This is a genomic window from Pseudoalteromonas shioyasakiensis (assembly GCF_022398475.1).
GTDB lineage: Bacteria > Pseudomonadota > Gammaproteobacteria > Enterobacterales > Alteromonadaceae > Pseudoalteromonas.
In genome coordinates this window covers 1-15393 of sequence record NZ_JAKEVM010000033.1, presented here as the reverse complement: position 1 = coordinate 15393, position 15393 = coordinate 1, and the positions used below count along the sequence as shown (strand labels likewise).

Below are 15393 nucleotides of genomic sequence, written 5' to 3'. Positions count from 1 at the left end.
TATAGTTTATTAAATTCAACATGTTAAATAACGAGGGTTGTTGGTAAGTGGTTTTGATGCCGTTCATGTTTAACGAGTGCTTGGTAGCTGAAGTTATTAAACAGAGTTACTTTAATTAATTAGAGTAATTGCACTCATTTGTTTGCGCTAAATCAAATTATGACAAAAGTTTTATAGAGGTACACAGAACATCTTGCTAGTATAAAGGTATTAGATATTCCCAATATGGACTTTGGGCCTGTATGTGAGAAGTATCGTGCTTAATAGTCTTAGTCGTGGTTTAAATCTACGCCGCTTAATTTTAGTGTTAGCGTTTTCAGCAACGCTTATAACCTTTCTAAATAGTTATTACTCGAGCTACCAAGTTCAAAAGCAACAACTAATAGATAAAACCCTTAATAATCATAAAGCATACGCCGCTAAGTTGGTGTCAGCGACCGATAATTTTTTACTTAATGCTCAGCAACAGCTTGCTTATGTTGGAAAAATTCTTGAAGACGATTTTAATAATCAAGGCTTAATTAATGCTGAGGCAGACCGACTAAGGCTACAAACTAATAGTTTTAATTCGACCATTATTGTTAATGCGCAGGGTGATATTCTAGGGGTTTCTCCAAAGTCATTGAAGCTACAAAACCGTAAAGTAGATAGCTTTGGCACTAAAGCCGCTTTATCGTATCGCACCCCAATGATCAGCGAGCCGTATATTTCGATGGCGGGCAATTTACTGATCTTTATATCGCAGCCTTTATTCGACAAACAAAGTAATTTTATTGGTTATGTAGGCGGCACCTTATACTTAAAACGTACCAGTATTTTAAATGAACTGCTGCAAGTTCATTACTATCAAGACGGCTCTTATTTGTATGTGGTTGATGAAAATCATCGCTTACTGTATCACCCAGATAAAAGCCGTATTGGTGAGCAAGTGTTTGATAACAAAGTAATTGAAGAGGTACTAAAAGGAAACGCCGGCACACAGCTTGTTACCAACAGCAAAGGCGTTGAGATGCTTGCAGGCTACGCACCTATGACGGTCGCTTCTTGGGGGGTCGTCACTCAGCGCCCACTCGAAAACACACTTGCTCCGCTTGATAATTTAATGTGGCAAGTGTTTGTAAAAACTGCCCCAATTGGTTTGCTGACTTTTATATTCATTTGGGTATTAGCACGTTTAATTGCTCAGCCTTTGAGGCAGTTAGCCGAAACTGCAAATACTTTAGATCGCCCTTCAACGTCACTTGAGCTGACACAAATTCGCTCATGGTATTTTGAAAGTAATGAACTCAGAAAAGCCATGTTAAAAGGGGTAGGGCTATTACAAAGTAAAATAGGGCTATTGCGTCAAGAAGCGCAAACTGATCCCCTCACTTGCCTTCATAATCGCCGTAGCCTCGATATGCAAATTAGCCATTTGATAGCTCAGCGTTGTCCTTTTGCTGTATTGGCTATCGACATCGACCATTTTAAACGGGTAAACGATGAGTTTGGTCATGACATTGGTGATGTGGTACTGCAGTCGTTGGCTAAAATTTTGTTAGATGTCACTCGCGATAGTGATGTAGTTGCTCGTACAGGCGGTGAAGAATTCATTGTGATCATGCCAAGAGTTGAAGCAAAACGTGCGTATCAACTGGCTGAGCGTTTGCGTATGCGGGTGTCAGAAAGCTACATAGACCCCGTTGGCTGCATTAATGTATCGATTGGTATTTCAGGCTGGCCAATTGAGCAATTAAACATTGATGAAGTATTTAAGCTTGCTGATCAAGCTTTATATCAAGCTAAAAAAACAGGGCGTAACCGCTCAGTTGTCGATGCCACATATAGCCAAGATCTTGCTCCAGTTTCTGAGCTTTCAATCTTGGAATAAGTTATTTAATGTGCAATAGTGGATGCTATTAAGTTATTTATGGAAAATCAAAATGGCATTCACTTTGTTGGCTCGTTTAACTAAATCTACTTCTCTGTTAGGTATTGCGCTTATGAGTGCAAGTGCTGCTTGTGCAAACCCTAGCGATGATAAACGTAGCGAATTTGTGGATGTAGGTTCTTTGCTACCTAATGCCGTGTTAGATATCCGTTATTTTGGTCATCATAACTTTGTTGGCAAACCAGTTGATGGTTACAACGCACCTAAATGTTTATTGCACAACAGTGCTGCTAAGGCTCTTAAAAATGTGCAAATAGCAGCGCAAATCCAAGGTCTGAGCTTAAAAATATTTGATTGTTATCGTCCGCAGCGCGCCGTTGATCACTTTGTGCGTTGGGTTAACGATTTAGAAGATACCCGCACTAAAGCTGAGTTTTATCCAAACTTAGGCAAAGACAAGCTGCTTGGTGATTACATCGCCGCTAAATCGGGTCACAGCCGTGGTTCAACGATTGATTTAACCTTAGTAGATGCGAAAGGTAAAGAGCTCGACATGGGCTCACCGTTTGATATGTTCGACACTCTTTCTAACACCGACGATCCACGCATCAGTGCAGAGCAAAAAGCCAATCGATATAAACTGAAGACCCTGATGACAGAGGGCGGATTCGCCCCTTATTCAATGGAATGGTGGCATTTTACCTACCAACCGCAAGCATATCCTGCCACCTATTTTGATTTTGTGGTGGAGTAGGTAAGTTAGCGAGTTACAAGGGGAAAGAGTAAAGTTAGCGAGATAGCAGCGATTTTACATCGCGTCCTAGAACCTAGGGCCTAGCCCCCAGAACCTGATGACGCGGGATAAACCCGCTGCGGCAAGTAGGCGTGAAACTTGTTTCGCGCGTCTGACGGCTGATAGCTGAAGGCTGACAGCTCCTTCTAGAGCCTAGCGCATGATGACGCGGGATAAACCCGCTGCTACAAGTAGGCGTGAAACTTGTTTCGCGCGTCTGACGGCTGATAGCTGAAGGCTGACAGCTCCTTCTAGAACCTAGCGTATGATGACGCGGGATAAACCCGCTGCTACAAGTAGGCGTGAAACTTGTTTCGCGCGTCTGACGGCTGATAGCTGAAGGCTGAAGGCTGAAGGCTGACAGCTTCTTCTAGAACCTAGCGCATGATGACGCGGGATAAACCCGCTGCTACAAGTAGGCGTGAAACTTGTTTCACGCGTCTGACGGCTGATAGCTGAAGGCTGACAGCTTCTTTACTACATCACCTCTTTTATAGGCGAATAATCAACTTTAATTTCAACAACATCGACATTGGCATTTTGTTTAAAAGCGTTTTGCACTTTTAATAAATCAGTGTCTTTTTCAGCAAGGTAGCGGTAGCTTTTGTTGGTCATTTTTTTCAGCATATATTGGCTGCTTAGCTCTACTGGTAAGCTGTTTTCTTTTAGCGTTAAGTAAATTGCACCCGTTGCGATTCCGCGCTCTTGCATTGCGTGATTAAAGACTTCTGTGCCCTTGGTTAAAGTAGGCGCATCAAAGGTAATTTTTTCGCCATTATTACTAAAAGCATTCGTTGATTTTTGCTTGTTGATTTCGACAGCTTTTTTAACATCTTTAACTGAAATTTGTTCTTTTTGTGAACTGGTTGTTGGCTGCTGTGTTGTATTTTGCTCGCTTATTTCATTTTTTTGACAGCCTGATACTAGTACTAATGCTAGTGTAAGTGCTTGTATCTTAATTGTTTGGTTCATTATGTTCCTGCTTGTTTGTTACTTTTGTTTACAATTAATTCTGTTTTTTGATTGCCATATTGGGTACATTGGCCGCGGTTATGATTGTTAACCGAAAATAAAAATATAACAATAGGGAACGTAAGGAATGTCTCAATTTAAAGTAACAGCAGTTGCTACCATGGTAACGGCTATCTTGGCATCATCTCAAGTACAGGCAAGTGAACAAACTCGCTTTTATAATGCTTCAAGCGTTAGCTCTCAAGTACAATTTAATCCTCAAGTATCTCAGCAACGTGCATTAGCTGAGCGTCGCACTGTATCGGGTCACAAATCTATTTTCGATGCGCAATTAGGTAAAGCTACTTTCCTATGGAATGCAGTAGGTCAAGCTAAGCCTGATATGGCAATGGTGCTTCCTGAGCAACGTAATGCTTACGCTGCAGATTTTTATTTAAATGCCTTAACAGGTGTTAGCACAGCTAAAAAAGGTGTATCAAGCGCTGTATTAGCAGATTTATCTGAGCAAAAGCTTGGCTCAATCACAGCTAAATACAAGCAAAAAGTTCATGACATTGAAGTATTCAACCGTGAATACAACCTGATCATGGATAAAGAATATAACCTAGTTGCTGGTTCTGGTTATTTCGCTAACACAAGTTCAAATGCAACGCAGTCGTTCGCGCCACTTGCTGAGTTTGTTGGTGCTGAGCAAAGCATTAAACGTGCGATTAAAGAACTTGCTGACATCAATGTGTCGTTAACTAAATCAACTGAGCAAGGTGACTATGTTAAGTACACTGTGTCTAACCAAAGTGGTGACAAAGTTGTATTAGGTCAGCCTCGTGCTAAGAAAGTATTCTTTGAAGTAGCGGGTGAGCTGCAATCTGCATACTATGTTGAAGTAGAAGTTGCTGACAAAAACAGCCTAGAAAGCGATTACTTCAGCTACGTTATTGGCGCGCAAAACAGCAAAGTTTATTTCAAGAAAGACTTAAAAGCACACGCGGCAGACTTTAACTACCGTGTATGGGCTGACGAAGATGGTTACCCGTGGGAAGGTCCACACGGTGACGTGATCCCAGCTGATGGTCCAGATCAAATTGATGAAACTGAAATCCTAGATGCACCACTTGTAAGCCTGTCTTACTACAAAAAACTAAGCACGATGGATCCGTGGCTTGCTGATGACGCTACAACAACATCAGGTAACAACGTATTTGCTTATGCTGATGTAATTGCACCTCAAGGTTACACAGAAGGTGACTTCACTGCTGAAACTACATCAGATTACACATTCGATTACCCTTACCAAGTTGATCAAGTAGCAAACAGCTACGACAACCGTAAAGCGGCGATCGTTAACTTGTTCTACATGAACAACTTCTTACACGATTTCTTCTATGACCATGGTTTTGACGAAACATCAAATGTTGCACAAGTATCAAACTACGGCCGTGGTGGTGTAGAAGGCGACCCAATCGAAGCACAAGCGCAAGATAATAGCGGTTTAAATAACGCTAATATGGCAACACCTGCTGACGGTGCAAGCCCACGTATGCAAATGTACTTATACAACTCGAAAGATGCGAAAGTGGGTGTAGATTTCGGTGTTGTTGTAACATCAGATGAAACAATTGGTCTACTTGAGTCTTCTAAAGTATCTGGCTTTGGTCAAATGCAATTTGCTGATATTGCAGGCGAAGTTGTTCGTTTAGTTGACGGCAATGACGTAGATTCTGGTAGCGTAACAGACGGCTGTGAACCTGCAACAAATGCAGCAGAACTAGCTGGCAAAATTGCGCTAGTCGATCGTGGTTCTTGTAACTTCACAGCAAAAGTACTACACGCTCAAGAAGCGGGTGCAATTGGTGCTATCGTTGTAAACAACAACCCAGATACAGATGAGCCAGCGCCAATGGGCGGTGAAGATGATGCAGTTATCATTCCTAACATGGGTCTGAACTATGCTGACGGTCACGCACTTTACGATGGTATCGCTGCAGGCGACACTGTTACTGTTAATATGTTCAACAAAGCAACGTTAAAAGACGGTACGCTAGATAACGGTATTATTGCTCACGAATGGGGTCACTATATCAGTAACCGTTTAGTGGGTAACTCATCAGGTCTTATCAACTTCCAAGGCCGTGCGATGGGCGAAGGTTGGGGTGATTTCCACTCATTGATGTTCATTGCTAAAGCTGATGATATTAACATCCCAGGTAACGACAAGTTCCAAAAAGCCTACGGTAGCGGTACATTCGTAGAAGATTTCTACTATGGTATTCGTCGTGTTCCATATTCAACCAATATGGAAGTAAACCCGCTGTCTTTCCGCCACATTACTGAAAATGAAGGTGCTGATGTAGGTATTGCTCCAACTAATGTTGGTTCACCACACGCAGCAGGTGAAATTTGGGCAACTATGCTTTGGGAAAGCTATGTAGCACTTATCAACGAGCACGGCTTTGAAGAAGCTCAAAACCGTATGGCTAACTACTTAGTTGCTGGTTACAAGCTAACTCCAGTTGCTCCGCTATACACAGAAGCACGTGATGCTATCTTGGCTGCTGCGTACGCAGTTGATCCAGAAGATTACAAACTAATCTTAGGTGCATTTGCTAAGCGTGGTATGGGCTTAGGTGCTAAAGCGCCAGAGCGTTTCAGCGAAGATTTAACAGGTGTTGTTGAATCAGACAAAATGAAACTTGCTAGCTTCACATTCAAAGATGTGGCAATGGATCCAAACTACAACGGTGCAGAGCTAGGTTATTGTTCAAACGATAACGTGCTAGACAAAGGTGAAACAGGCACGTTAACAGTTAGCATCATGAACACAGGTAGTGAAGTACTAACTGGTACTCAAGCACAGTTAACGGTTGTTAGTGGTCACGATGTAACGTTCGAAAATGATGGTTTAATCACTTTTGACGATACAACTCCTTACGCTTCACAAACAAGCGCACCTATCACGTTTACACTAAATGATGCAGGCACTGCTGATACACTTGAAATCGAAGTGTCATTCCCAGAGCTTTCTGCAGATGACGAGATTGTTGAAGCAGCAAGCGATACAGTATCTTACCTTGTGAACATGGACTTTGAAGATAAAGCACCAGTTAGCTCACAAACTGCTGACGATATGGAAGTAGCAGGCGCTTCATTACGTGACTGGAAAGAAAACGTAATGACAGGTGATGACTTAGCTGTTGGCACACAAAGCATGGCAACTGGCGGTAATGTTAACTTCTTCAACAGCTTTGGCTTCGGTCTTGGCGAGCAAACCATGTACCTAAACAACAATGACTTCCAGTCAGATGTTGCGGTTGAATCAAGAGAGTTTGATATCGGTTTTGCTGGTGATTTTGAAGTTTCATTCTGGCACTTCTACCTAATCGAAAACGAATGGGATGGTGGTGTTGTAGAGATCAGCGTGAACGGTGGTAACTGGGTAGATGTTACTGAAATGGGCGGTACATTTGATGTTGGTTACGATGGCCCACTAATCGAAAACGATGCGCAAGCGCTACAAGATCGCGATACCTTCACAGGTAACAATGTTGATGGTAACGGTGTTTATGGTAACTACGAAACAATTCGTTTCGGTACTGAACTAAACGGTAACCGTGCAAAATTACGTTTCCGTATGTCATCAGACAGCGCAGTACGTGAGTTCGGTTGGTGGATTGATAACGTAACTGTTAGCAATGTAACGTCACCAATCTTCTCAAACGTGATTGCTGGTGATGCATTAGCGTGTGATAACGCACTACCATTACTTTCTGTATCGGGTGATGAGTCTGTTTCTGAGTCTGCTTCAGGCACATTAACGGCAACAGCGTCAGACCGTAACAGTGATGACACGCTAAGCTACACGTGGACGCAACTAAGCGGCACAACAGCAACACTTACAGGTGCTGACACTGCAACTCTAGGCTTCACGCCAGGTGCTATCTCAAGCGATGACGAGTTAGTATTTGAAGTAACAGTAAGCGATGGTACAGACTCTGTATCAGAGCAGTTCACTGTTGCCGTAACTAACGAAGCTGAGCCAGTAGAAGAGAAGAAAGTAACTAAATCTAGCAACGGTAGCTTTGGTTTCTTAACACTACTACTTGCACCACTAGCGCTTATCGGCCGTCGCCGTAAACGTAAATAAGACTTTTAAATAGTGATAACAAAGCCCTTACAGCTCGCTGTAAGGGCTTTTTTGTTTTTAAGTTAGCGAGAGTAAAGTTAGCGAGAGTAAAGTTAGCGAGGGGAAAGTTAGCGAGAGTAAAGTTAGCGAGGGGAAAGTTAGCGAGGAGAAAGTTAGCGAGGAGAAAGTTAGCGAGGAGAAAGTTAGCGAGGAGAAAGTTAGCGAGGAGAAAGTTAGCGAGGAGAAAGTTAGCGAGGAGAAAGTTAGCGAGTTTCGAAATGTGAGGTAGCAGCGAGTTTACATCGCGTCCTAGAACCTAACACCTAGAACCTAGCGCCTTTTTGTAGGCGTGAAACTTGTTTCGCGCGTCTGACCGCTGATAGCTGACAGCTCCTTTTACTATCGTAGTGGGGTTATAAACACTCGATAACCCCACAATTCGGCTTGCCGCTTAAGGCTTAAGGCTTAAAGCTTTTAACTATTCAACCGTTGCTTTTAGGCCGCGGCGTTTCAATAGCGCTGAGGTGTCTGGCTCTTGACCACGGAATGCTTTGTACGATTCCATTAGGTCACGAGAGTTACCCACTTCTAAAATTTCTTTGCGGTATTTATCACCCATTTGGCGAGTTAAACCACCTTGTTCTTGAACATAAGCAAAGGCGTCTGCCGCTAAGATTTCACTCCACATGTAAGCATAGTAACCCGCTGAGTAACCGCCGCCCATTGAGTGCGAGAAGAACGCAGATTTATAACGTGGTGGTACAAATGGTACATCAACACCATGTTTTGCAAGCGCTTGTTGCTCAAACTTTTCAATGTCTTGTAATGGTGCATCAGCAGAAAGTGAATGCCACTCCATATCAAGTAATGCAGCTGCAACGTACTCTAAGGTATCAAAACCTTGGTTGAAGCTACGTGATTGAATTACTTTTTTCAGTAGCTCATCAGGAATTGGCTCGCCAGTTTTATGGTGTTTTGCATAGTTAGCGATAACTTCAGGGTACATGGCCCAATCTTCTTCAAATGTTGATGGGAACTCAACGAAGTCGCGTGATACTGAGGTGCCAGATAGAGTAGGGTACTTCACGTTAGAGAACATGCCGTGTAAGCCATGACCCAGCTCGTGGAAAATCGTTGTTGCTTCATCGTAGCTGATAAGCGTAGGTTCGCCATTCGCGCCTTTTTGAATGTTCATAACGTTTACGACAACCGGCTTTTGTTCTTTAAGGCCAGATTGTTTAACGAATGAGCTCATCCATGCACCGCCACGCTTACCTTCACGAGCGAAGTAGTCAGCAAAGAAAATGGCTAAGCTTTTACCATTTTCATCAAACAACTCATAAGCTTTTACATCAGGGTGGTAAACCGGAATATCGTTACGTGGTTTAAAGGTGATGCCGTATAAACGGTTCATGGTGAAGAATACGCCGTCTTCTAGAACACGGTTGAACTCGAAGTATTCTTTCACAGCATTTTCGTCAAGGTTGTATTTATCTTTACGCACTTGCTCTGCGTAGAATAACCAATCCCATGGCTGTAATTTGAACTGCTCACCTGATTCATCAATTTTAGCTTGAATAGCCGCCGCTTCTGCGTTTACGTTCTGCATTAATGCAGGGATCATGCTCGCAAACATATCAAATACAGCTTGTGGTTTTTTCGCCATTTGCGACTCTAAACCAAAATCAGCCCAGCTGTCGTAACCTAATAGTTTTGCTTTTTGAGCACGTAACTGAGCAAGTTCTGCCACGATATCACGGTTACTATTTTCGCCCGATAATGCACGCTCAGCCGATGCACGCCATACTTTTTCACGTAAATCACGGTTTTTCAGTGTTGCCAGAATAGGCTGACGCGTGGTGTTTGTGATCTTAATTAGGTATTTGCCTGGATGGCCAGCCTCTGCTGCGGCATTGGCAAGCTGCTCAATTTGACCTGCTGGTAAGCCCTCAAGCTCTGATTTGTCATCCACTAAAACAACATTTGTTTTAGTCAGCGCTAATAAGTTTTGTGAAAACTGAGTTGTTAAGCTTGAGTGCTTCGTATTGATATCACGAATTTGTTGTTTTTGCTCTGCACTTAATTTTGCCCCAGCACGCACAAAACGTTTGTAGTAAACGTCTAATAAACGCTTTTCTTCAGCAGTTAAGGCAAGGCTGTCAGCTTCGCTGTGAATAGCCGCTACTTTCTCAAAGAGTGCTTTATTTAAGAAAATATTGTCGTTATGAGCAGCTAGTTTTGGCGCTAATTCTTTTTGTAATTCACGACGTGCCGGGTTTGAATCCGTACCCGCTAAGTTATAAAAAATACTGCGTGTGCGTGTTAATAGCTCACCACTTTTCTCAAGCGCAACAATTGTATTGGCAAAATCAGGCTTTGCTGGATTGTTGATAATAGCTTGCACTTCAGCCATTTGCTCAGACATGCCTTTATTAAATGCCGGCATGAAATGTTCATCTTTAATCGCACTGAAATCAGGCGTTTCGTATTGTAATACGCTTTTCACAAACAGTGGGTTAGCTTGCTCTTTTGCAGCAACAGGTGCTGATTGCTCTGATTTAGGCGTTGATGTTGTTGTTTGCGGTTCTGAACAGGCTGTGAGTAACAGCGCAGAACTGATCGCGGTTGCGATTAGGTGTTTCATAGTTTTTCTCTTGTCATTTTTAAAATTAAATTGTGTCGATATAACCTTGCACATACGTTTTATAAGCTATTGATTTGCATAGCGGTTAAAACGGATTACAAAAAGATGCTAAAAAAGCACTTATATGAGGCAGGTATCACCATGTGATCAATGAGCCCAGCATACTGTGTCTTATTACAATTGACCTCATACGTTGCGATAAGGTGATTATTGGCTGCGATAAGCCGTTAAAGTTCTCTAAGATCGGAAAGCCACTTATAACTTTACAGCTTAAATAGCCCGACCCAATTGATCTTTTTGACTCATAACAGTGTCCAAATAAAAACTTTGTGGTATGTTATATTGTAACAATTCATTCTGCAATCAATCTTGCCATGGAGTGCATTTTTTTACGATAAGTTGCAAATGTTGCTGAATAAGCAAGGAGTCATATGGCTATCATAATTAAACACGCCTGCGTCGTTAATGAAGGGCAGCGCGAAATAAACGATGTACGAATTGTGGGCAATCGAATCGCTGAAATTGCCAAAGGTATTAGTGCTAAGGCCAATGATGAAGTAATTGATGCAAGCGGTTTGTTGCTATTACCAGGCATGATCGACGATCAAGTTCATTTTAGAGAGCCAGGCCTTACCCATAAAGGCACGATTGCCAGTGAATCTGCCGCTGCAGTGGCCGGTGGCATTACAAGCTTTATGGAAATGCCCAATGTTTCACCTTCGACTACCACGGCAAAAGCACTTGCTGATAAATACGCGATAGCAGCGCAAACGAGCGCTGCGAATTATGCGTTTTACTTTGGCGCGACCCCAGACAACCTCGATGAAATTAAGGCTCTTGATGCCAAAAAGGTATGTGGCGTTAAAGTGTTTATGGGAGCATCAACAGGCGATTTACTAGTTGAACACCCTCATGCCCTTGAAGCCATTTTTCGGGAAAGCCCAGTACTCATTGCCACTCATTGCGAGCAAGGGGAGGTTATTCAACAAAATCAGCGCCGTATAGAAAAACGTTATGGCGAGTTACAAATAGAACATCACCCGTTAATTCGTGATGAGTTAGCGTGTTATGCATCATCATCGTATGCCGTGTCGCTGGCAAAACGTTATGGTTCACAGCTGCATGTTTTACACCTAACAACAGCAAAAGAGCTAGAACTATTTAGTAACGCACCCATAGAGCAAAAGCACATAACCGCCGAAGCTTGCGTACATCATTTGTGGTTTAACCAAGACGATTACGCAAACTATGGCAATCAAATTAAATGTAACCCCGCCATAAAATCAGAGCAAGACCGCCAAGCGCTACTCGCAGCAGTACGCGATGGTCGCATTGATATTATTGCCACCGATCATGCCCCTCATACTTGGCAAGAAAAGCAGCAACAATACAGCGCTGCACCAGCTGGCCTCCCTCTAGTTGAACATGCATTACTATCGTTACTTGAGCAGGTAAAACGTGGTGCGTTGAGCCTTGAGCAAGTCGTTGAAAAAACAGCGCATAACGTGGCAAAGCGATTTGCTATCGAAGAGCGGGGGTTTATCAGAGAAGGTTATTTTGCTGATTTAGTCCTGGTTGACCCAAACGCAGAAAAGCACGTCGAGCATACAAACACACATTATTTATGCCAATGGACGCCATTTAATGGCACCACTTTTTCAAACCGAATCACACATACCTTTGTTAATGGTGAGTGTGTCTTTGATGGGCAGCACGTAACCCCGTACAAACAGGCCGCTATGGCCTTAACATTCAATCGTTAAAAGAAGTCGATATGCAATTACCCGATATTACCTCGCACTCTAATGTAGATTTTCAGTCGCCTTTAAAATGGGTTGGTATGGAAAAAATAGCATTGCCTTTGAAGCTTGCACAAACTCATGTTGATGTGCACCTGAACGCCAAAGCTGATGTGTTCGTTAGCCTTGATAGCAATGCTAAAGGCATTCATATGTCGCGTCTTTATTTACTACTTAATCAGCTACTGGCTAAACAAAGTTTAACGACTCAGCGTGTTAATGAGTTTATGGAGGCTGTTTTAGCATCACAAAAAGGCTTAAGTAAAGGCGCAAAACTGGTGCTGCATTTTGATTTACCCGAGCTAAAACCAGCGTTACTTAGCGACCATGCCGGATACAATGCTTACCCTGTCGTTTTAACTATTACAAAGCAGCAAACGCTTGCCATTAACTTAAAAGTCGATATTGCCTACAGTAGCACCTGCCCGTGTTCAGCGGCATTGTCGAGGCAGCTTTTGAGCGAAGCAGTCGATAAGCAATTTAGTGATGTGAATATAGATAAAGCATCTTTACTCAATTGGCTTGCAAGTGAGCAGGGCTCTATTGCAACCCCTCATAGCCAGCGTTCATATGCGTATATTGATGTCACGTTTAGTAGTGGGAAGTTGCCAGATATTGGCGGCTTTATCACAGAATGTGAACAAGCTATTGGCACTCCAGTCCAAACCGCTGTTAAACGTGAAGATGAGCAAGCATTTGCCGCCCTTAACGCTAAAAACTTACTGTTTTGTGAAGATGCAGCAAGGCGATTGAAGCAGTGCTTCGAAACCATGCCGAGTATTGCTGATTACCAGTTTAAGGTTGAACACCAAGAAAGCTTACATGGCCACAATGCTGTGGTTCATGAATCTAAATATTAAGCTCATGAGTCTAAGTATTAGGCCATGAACCTAAAATGGTTTACAAATTTTGACATTAGCGGTCGCAAATTATTGCTATTGGCTAGCACAATGATAATGATACGAGCGCTAAAAAGATAAACATAACAAATATAAAGGACGACTATGCGTTTTAAATTTATTGCTGCTGCAGTGGGTCTCGCTGTAGCAAATGTTGCTGTTGCCGACGAAGGCATGTGGCAACCTCACCAGTTACCAGAGCTTGAGTCAGTGTTAAAAGCGAAAGGCTTGAGCATTGATGTAGAGTCAATTTCAAAATTAACAGAGTTCCCAATGAACGCGGTAATTAGCCTTGGTGGTTGTACTGCTTCGTTTGTTTCACCAAAAGGCTTAGTTGTCACAAATCATCACTGTGCCTATGGTTCGATTCAATATAACTCGACCACCGAAAACAATATTTTAGAAAATGGCTTTTTAGCTAAAACTACCGGCGAAGAAGTCCCTGCTGCGCCGGGTTCTCGTGTTTTTGTAACAGAGCAAGTAACCGACGTTACAGATAAAGTAAACAAAGGGACTGAACAGCTAACCGGTAAAGCACGTTTTGATGCTATTCAAGCAAATGAAAAAGCACTTGTTAGTGAGTGTGAGCAAGACAAGAGCTACCGCTGTAATGTGTATACTTTCCATGGTGGTCTTGAGTATTACCTTATTAAATCGCTAGAAATTAAAGATGTACGTTTAGCGTATGCACCTGCTATGGGCGTAGGTAAATACGGCGGTGATATCGATAACTGGATGTGGCCGCGTCACACGGGTGATTTCTCGTTCTATCGCGCGTATGTTGGCAAAGATGGCAAGCCAGCTGAATATTCAGAAGATAACGTGCCGTACCAAAGTGATGCGTTTTTAAAAGTAAGCGCTAAAGGCGTTCAAGAAGGCGATTTTGTGATGGTTACTGGTTATCCAGGCAGCACAAACCGTTACCGTATTTCGCCTGAAGTTGATTACGTGTTTAACACAGCTTACCCATTAGCGCGTAAATATAACTCTAAATATGTCTCGTTAATTGAAGAAAATGCGCCTGAGGGCTCAGAGGCACGTATCGCTTATGAAAGCACGATTGCGGGCTACAACAACTACATTAAAAACTATGGCTCAATGATTGAGAGTTTCAATAAAGGGTCAATGTATAGCCGTAAGCAACAATTCGAAAAAGATCTCACTGCGTGGATCAACGAAGATAGTAAGCGCAAAGCTAAATACGGACATGTACTTGCTGATTTATCTGCGCTAGTTGCACAGTCGCAAGAGCATAACCAGCGCGACCGCATGTTAGGTTACGTACACCGCTCACAAATGATCGCAACTGCTCGACGTTTATACCGTTTAGCTTACGAAAAACAAAAGCCAGATGCTGAGCGCGAAAGTGGTTATCAAGAGCGTGATATGCCACGTATCGAGTCTCGTTTAAAAAGCATGAGCCGTCGTTATGATGAAGCCGTTGATAAAGCTATTTTACTGTACTTTATTGAGCAATATGCTGCACTACCTAAAGACGAGCGAGTTGCAGAGGTTGATAAAGCTCTTGGTCTAACTAACGGTTTTGATAAACAAAAGCAGAAAGCCTTGCTTGATGACATGTATGCTAAATCGGTTCTTGCAGATGAAAGCAAACGTTTATGGATGGCAGATCTTGACCTTACTCAGTTAAAGCAAAGTAGCGATCCATTTATTCAGTATGCGCATGCAATTTTTGCTGTCACAAAAGATATTGAAGATGCGAAAAAAGAACTGGCTGGTAAACAGCAAGCTGCTCGCCCTGCATTAATGGAAGCAATCATCGCTTATAACAAGGCACTTAATAAGCCTGTTTATGCTGATGCTAATAGCACCCTGCGTGTAACTTACGGTACGGTAGGCGGCTATTCACCGCAAGATGGCTTAGTGGCAACCCCCTTTACATCTTTAGAAGGACTACTTGCTAAAAACACCGGTGTTGAACCATTTAACTCACCAGAGAAACAAAACGAGTTAATTAAGCAAAAGCTTTATGGCGATTACACAGGCGGTATGAATACGGTTCCGGTTAACTTTTTATCTAATGTAGATACCACAGGTGGTAACTCAGGCTCTCCAACGTTAAACGGCAATGCTGAGCTCGTTGGTTTGTTGTTTGATGGTGTGTACGAAAGCATTATTGGTGACTGGGATTACGATGAAAACTTAAATCGCTCAATTCACGTTGATTCACGATACATGTTGTGGGTGATGGATAAAGTTGATAATGCTCAAAACCTACTTAAAGAGATGACTATCGTTAAGTAATCTAAGTTTAACGTTAATTTAAGTATTAAAA

General features: G+C 42.5%; 8 protein-coding genes. 6 read left to right on the top strand and 2 right to left on the bottom strand.

The window, feature by feature from the left end:
- The first annotated feature begins 256 nt into the window (after positions 1 to 256).
- Together L1D51_RS08330 and L1D51_RS08325 are read left to right on the top strand one after the other, a co-directional pair.
- The gene (locus L1D51_RS08330; protein ID WP_055021793.1) at positions 257 to 1870 is read left to right on the top strand and encodes a sensor domain-containing diguanylate cyclase; all 1614 of its coding nucleotides are present in this window, start codon (positions 257 to 259) and stop codon (positions 1868 to 1870) included.
- 52 nt (positions 1871 to 1922) lie between these two features.
- Entirely contained in the window at positions 1923 to 2624 is a 702-nt protein-coding gene (locus L1D51_RS08325; RefSeq protein ID WP_239963409.1) for a M15 family metallopeptidase, read from the top strand.
- A gap of 516 nt (positions 2625 to 3140) precedes the next feature.
- On the opposite strand, the gene L1D51_RS08320 is transcribed toward L1D51_RS08325, so the two are convergent.
- A complete protein-coding gene (locus L1D51_RS08320; RefSeq protein ID WP_239963408.1) occupies positions 3141 to 3635 on the bottom strand; it encodes a hypothetical protein in 495 nt (164 codons plus the stop codon).
- 127 nt (positions 3636 to 3762) lie between these two features.
- Here L1D51_RS08320 and L1D51_RS08315 point away from each other — a divergent pair, with 127 nt between their 5' ends.
- On the top strand, positions 3763 to 7776 hold the full coding sequence (locus L1D51_RS08315) for a rhombosortase-dependent M36 family metallopeptidase (RefSeq protein ID WP_054563170.1): 4014 nt from the start codon (positions 3763 to 3765) through the stop codon (positions 7774 to 7776).
- Between the two features lie 457 nt (positions 7777 to 8233).
- Here the strand turns inward: L1D51_RS08315 and L1D51_RS08310 are convergent, their stop codons facing one another.
- Positions 8234 to 10399 (bottom strand): M3 family metallopeptidase, encoded by a 2166-nt coding sequence (locus tag L1D51_RS08310; protein ID WP_239963407.1) that lies wholly within the window; start codon positions 10397 to 10399, stop codon positions 8234 to 8236.
- A 431-nt stretch (positions 10400 to 10830) separates the two neighbouring features.
- Here L1D51_RS08310 and L1D51_RS08305 point away from each other — a divergent pair, with 431 nt between their 5' ends.
- The 3 genes from L1D51_RS08305 to L1D51_RS08295 all read left to right on the top strand — a co-directional run bounded on the left by L1D51_RS08305 (position 10831) and on the right by L1D51_RS08295 (position 15362).
- Positions 10831 to 12162 (top strand): dihydroorotase, encoded by a 1332-nt coding sequence (locus L1D51_RS08305; RefSeq protein ID WP_054563172.1) that lies wholly within the window; start codon positions 10831 to 10833, stop codon positions 12160 to 12162.
- Between the two features lie 11 nt (positions 12163 to 12173).
- Positions 12174 to 13058 carry a GTP cyclohydrolase FolE2 gene (gene folE2 / locus L1D51_RS08300; RefSeq protein ID WP_054563173.1) on the top strand — a complete coding sequence of 295 codons (885 nt, stop codon included), beginning with the start codon at positions 12174 to 12176 and terminating at the stop codon, positions 13056 to 13058.
- 144 nt (positions 13059 to 13202) lie between these two features.
- Positions 13203 to 15362 carry a S46 family peptidase gene (locus L1D51_RS08295; RefSeq protein WP_239963406.1) on the top strand — a complete coding sequence of 720 codons (2160 nt, stop codon included), beginning with the start codon at positions 13203 to 13205 and terminating at the stop codon, positions 15360 to 15362.
- Positions 15363 to 15393: the final 31 nt, after the last annotated feature.

What these genes read in the sequence shown, in the direction of transcription:
- L1D51_RS08325 (WP_239963409.1), top strand. Translation starts at nt 1,923, where the DNA reads ATGGCATTCACTTTGTTGGCTCGTTTAACTAAATCTACTTCTCTGTTA.
- L1D51_RS08320 (WP_239963408.1), bottom strand. Translation starts at nt 3,635, where the DNA reads ATGAACCAAACAATTAAGATACAAGCACTTACACTAGCATTAGTACTA.
- L1D51_RS08315 (WP_054563170.1), top strand. Translation starts at nt 3,763, where the DNA reads ATGTCTCAATTTAAAGTAACAGCAGTTGCTACCATGGTAACGGCTATC.
- L1D51_RS08310 (WP_239963407.1), bottom strand. Translation starts at nt 10,399, where the DNA reads ATGAAACACCTAATCGCAACCGCGATCAGTTCTGCGCTGTTACTCACA.
- L1D51_RS08305 (WP_054563172.1), top strand. Translation starts at nt 10,831, where the DNA reads ATGGCTATCATAATTAAACACGCCTGCGTCGTTAATGAAGGGCAGCGC.
- folE2 (WP_054563173.1), top strand. Translation starts at nt 12,174, where the DNA reads ATGCAATTACCCGATATTACCTCGCACTCTAATGTAGATTTTCAGTCG.
- L1D51_RS08295 (WP_239963406.1), top strand. Translation starts at nt 13,203, where the DNA reads ATGCGTTTTAAATTTATTGCTGCTGCAGTGGGTCTCGCTGTAGCAAAT.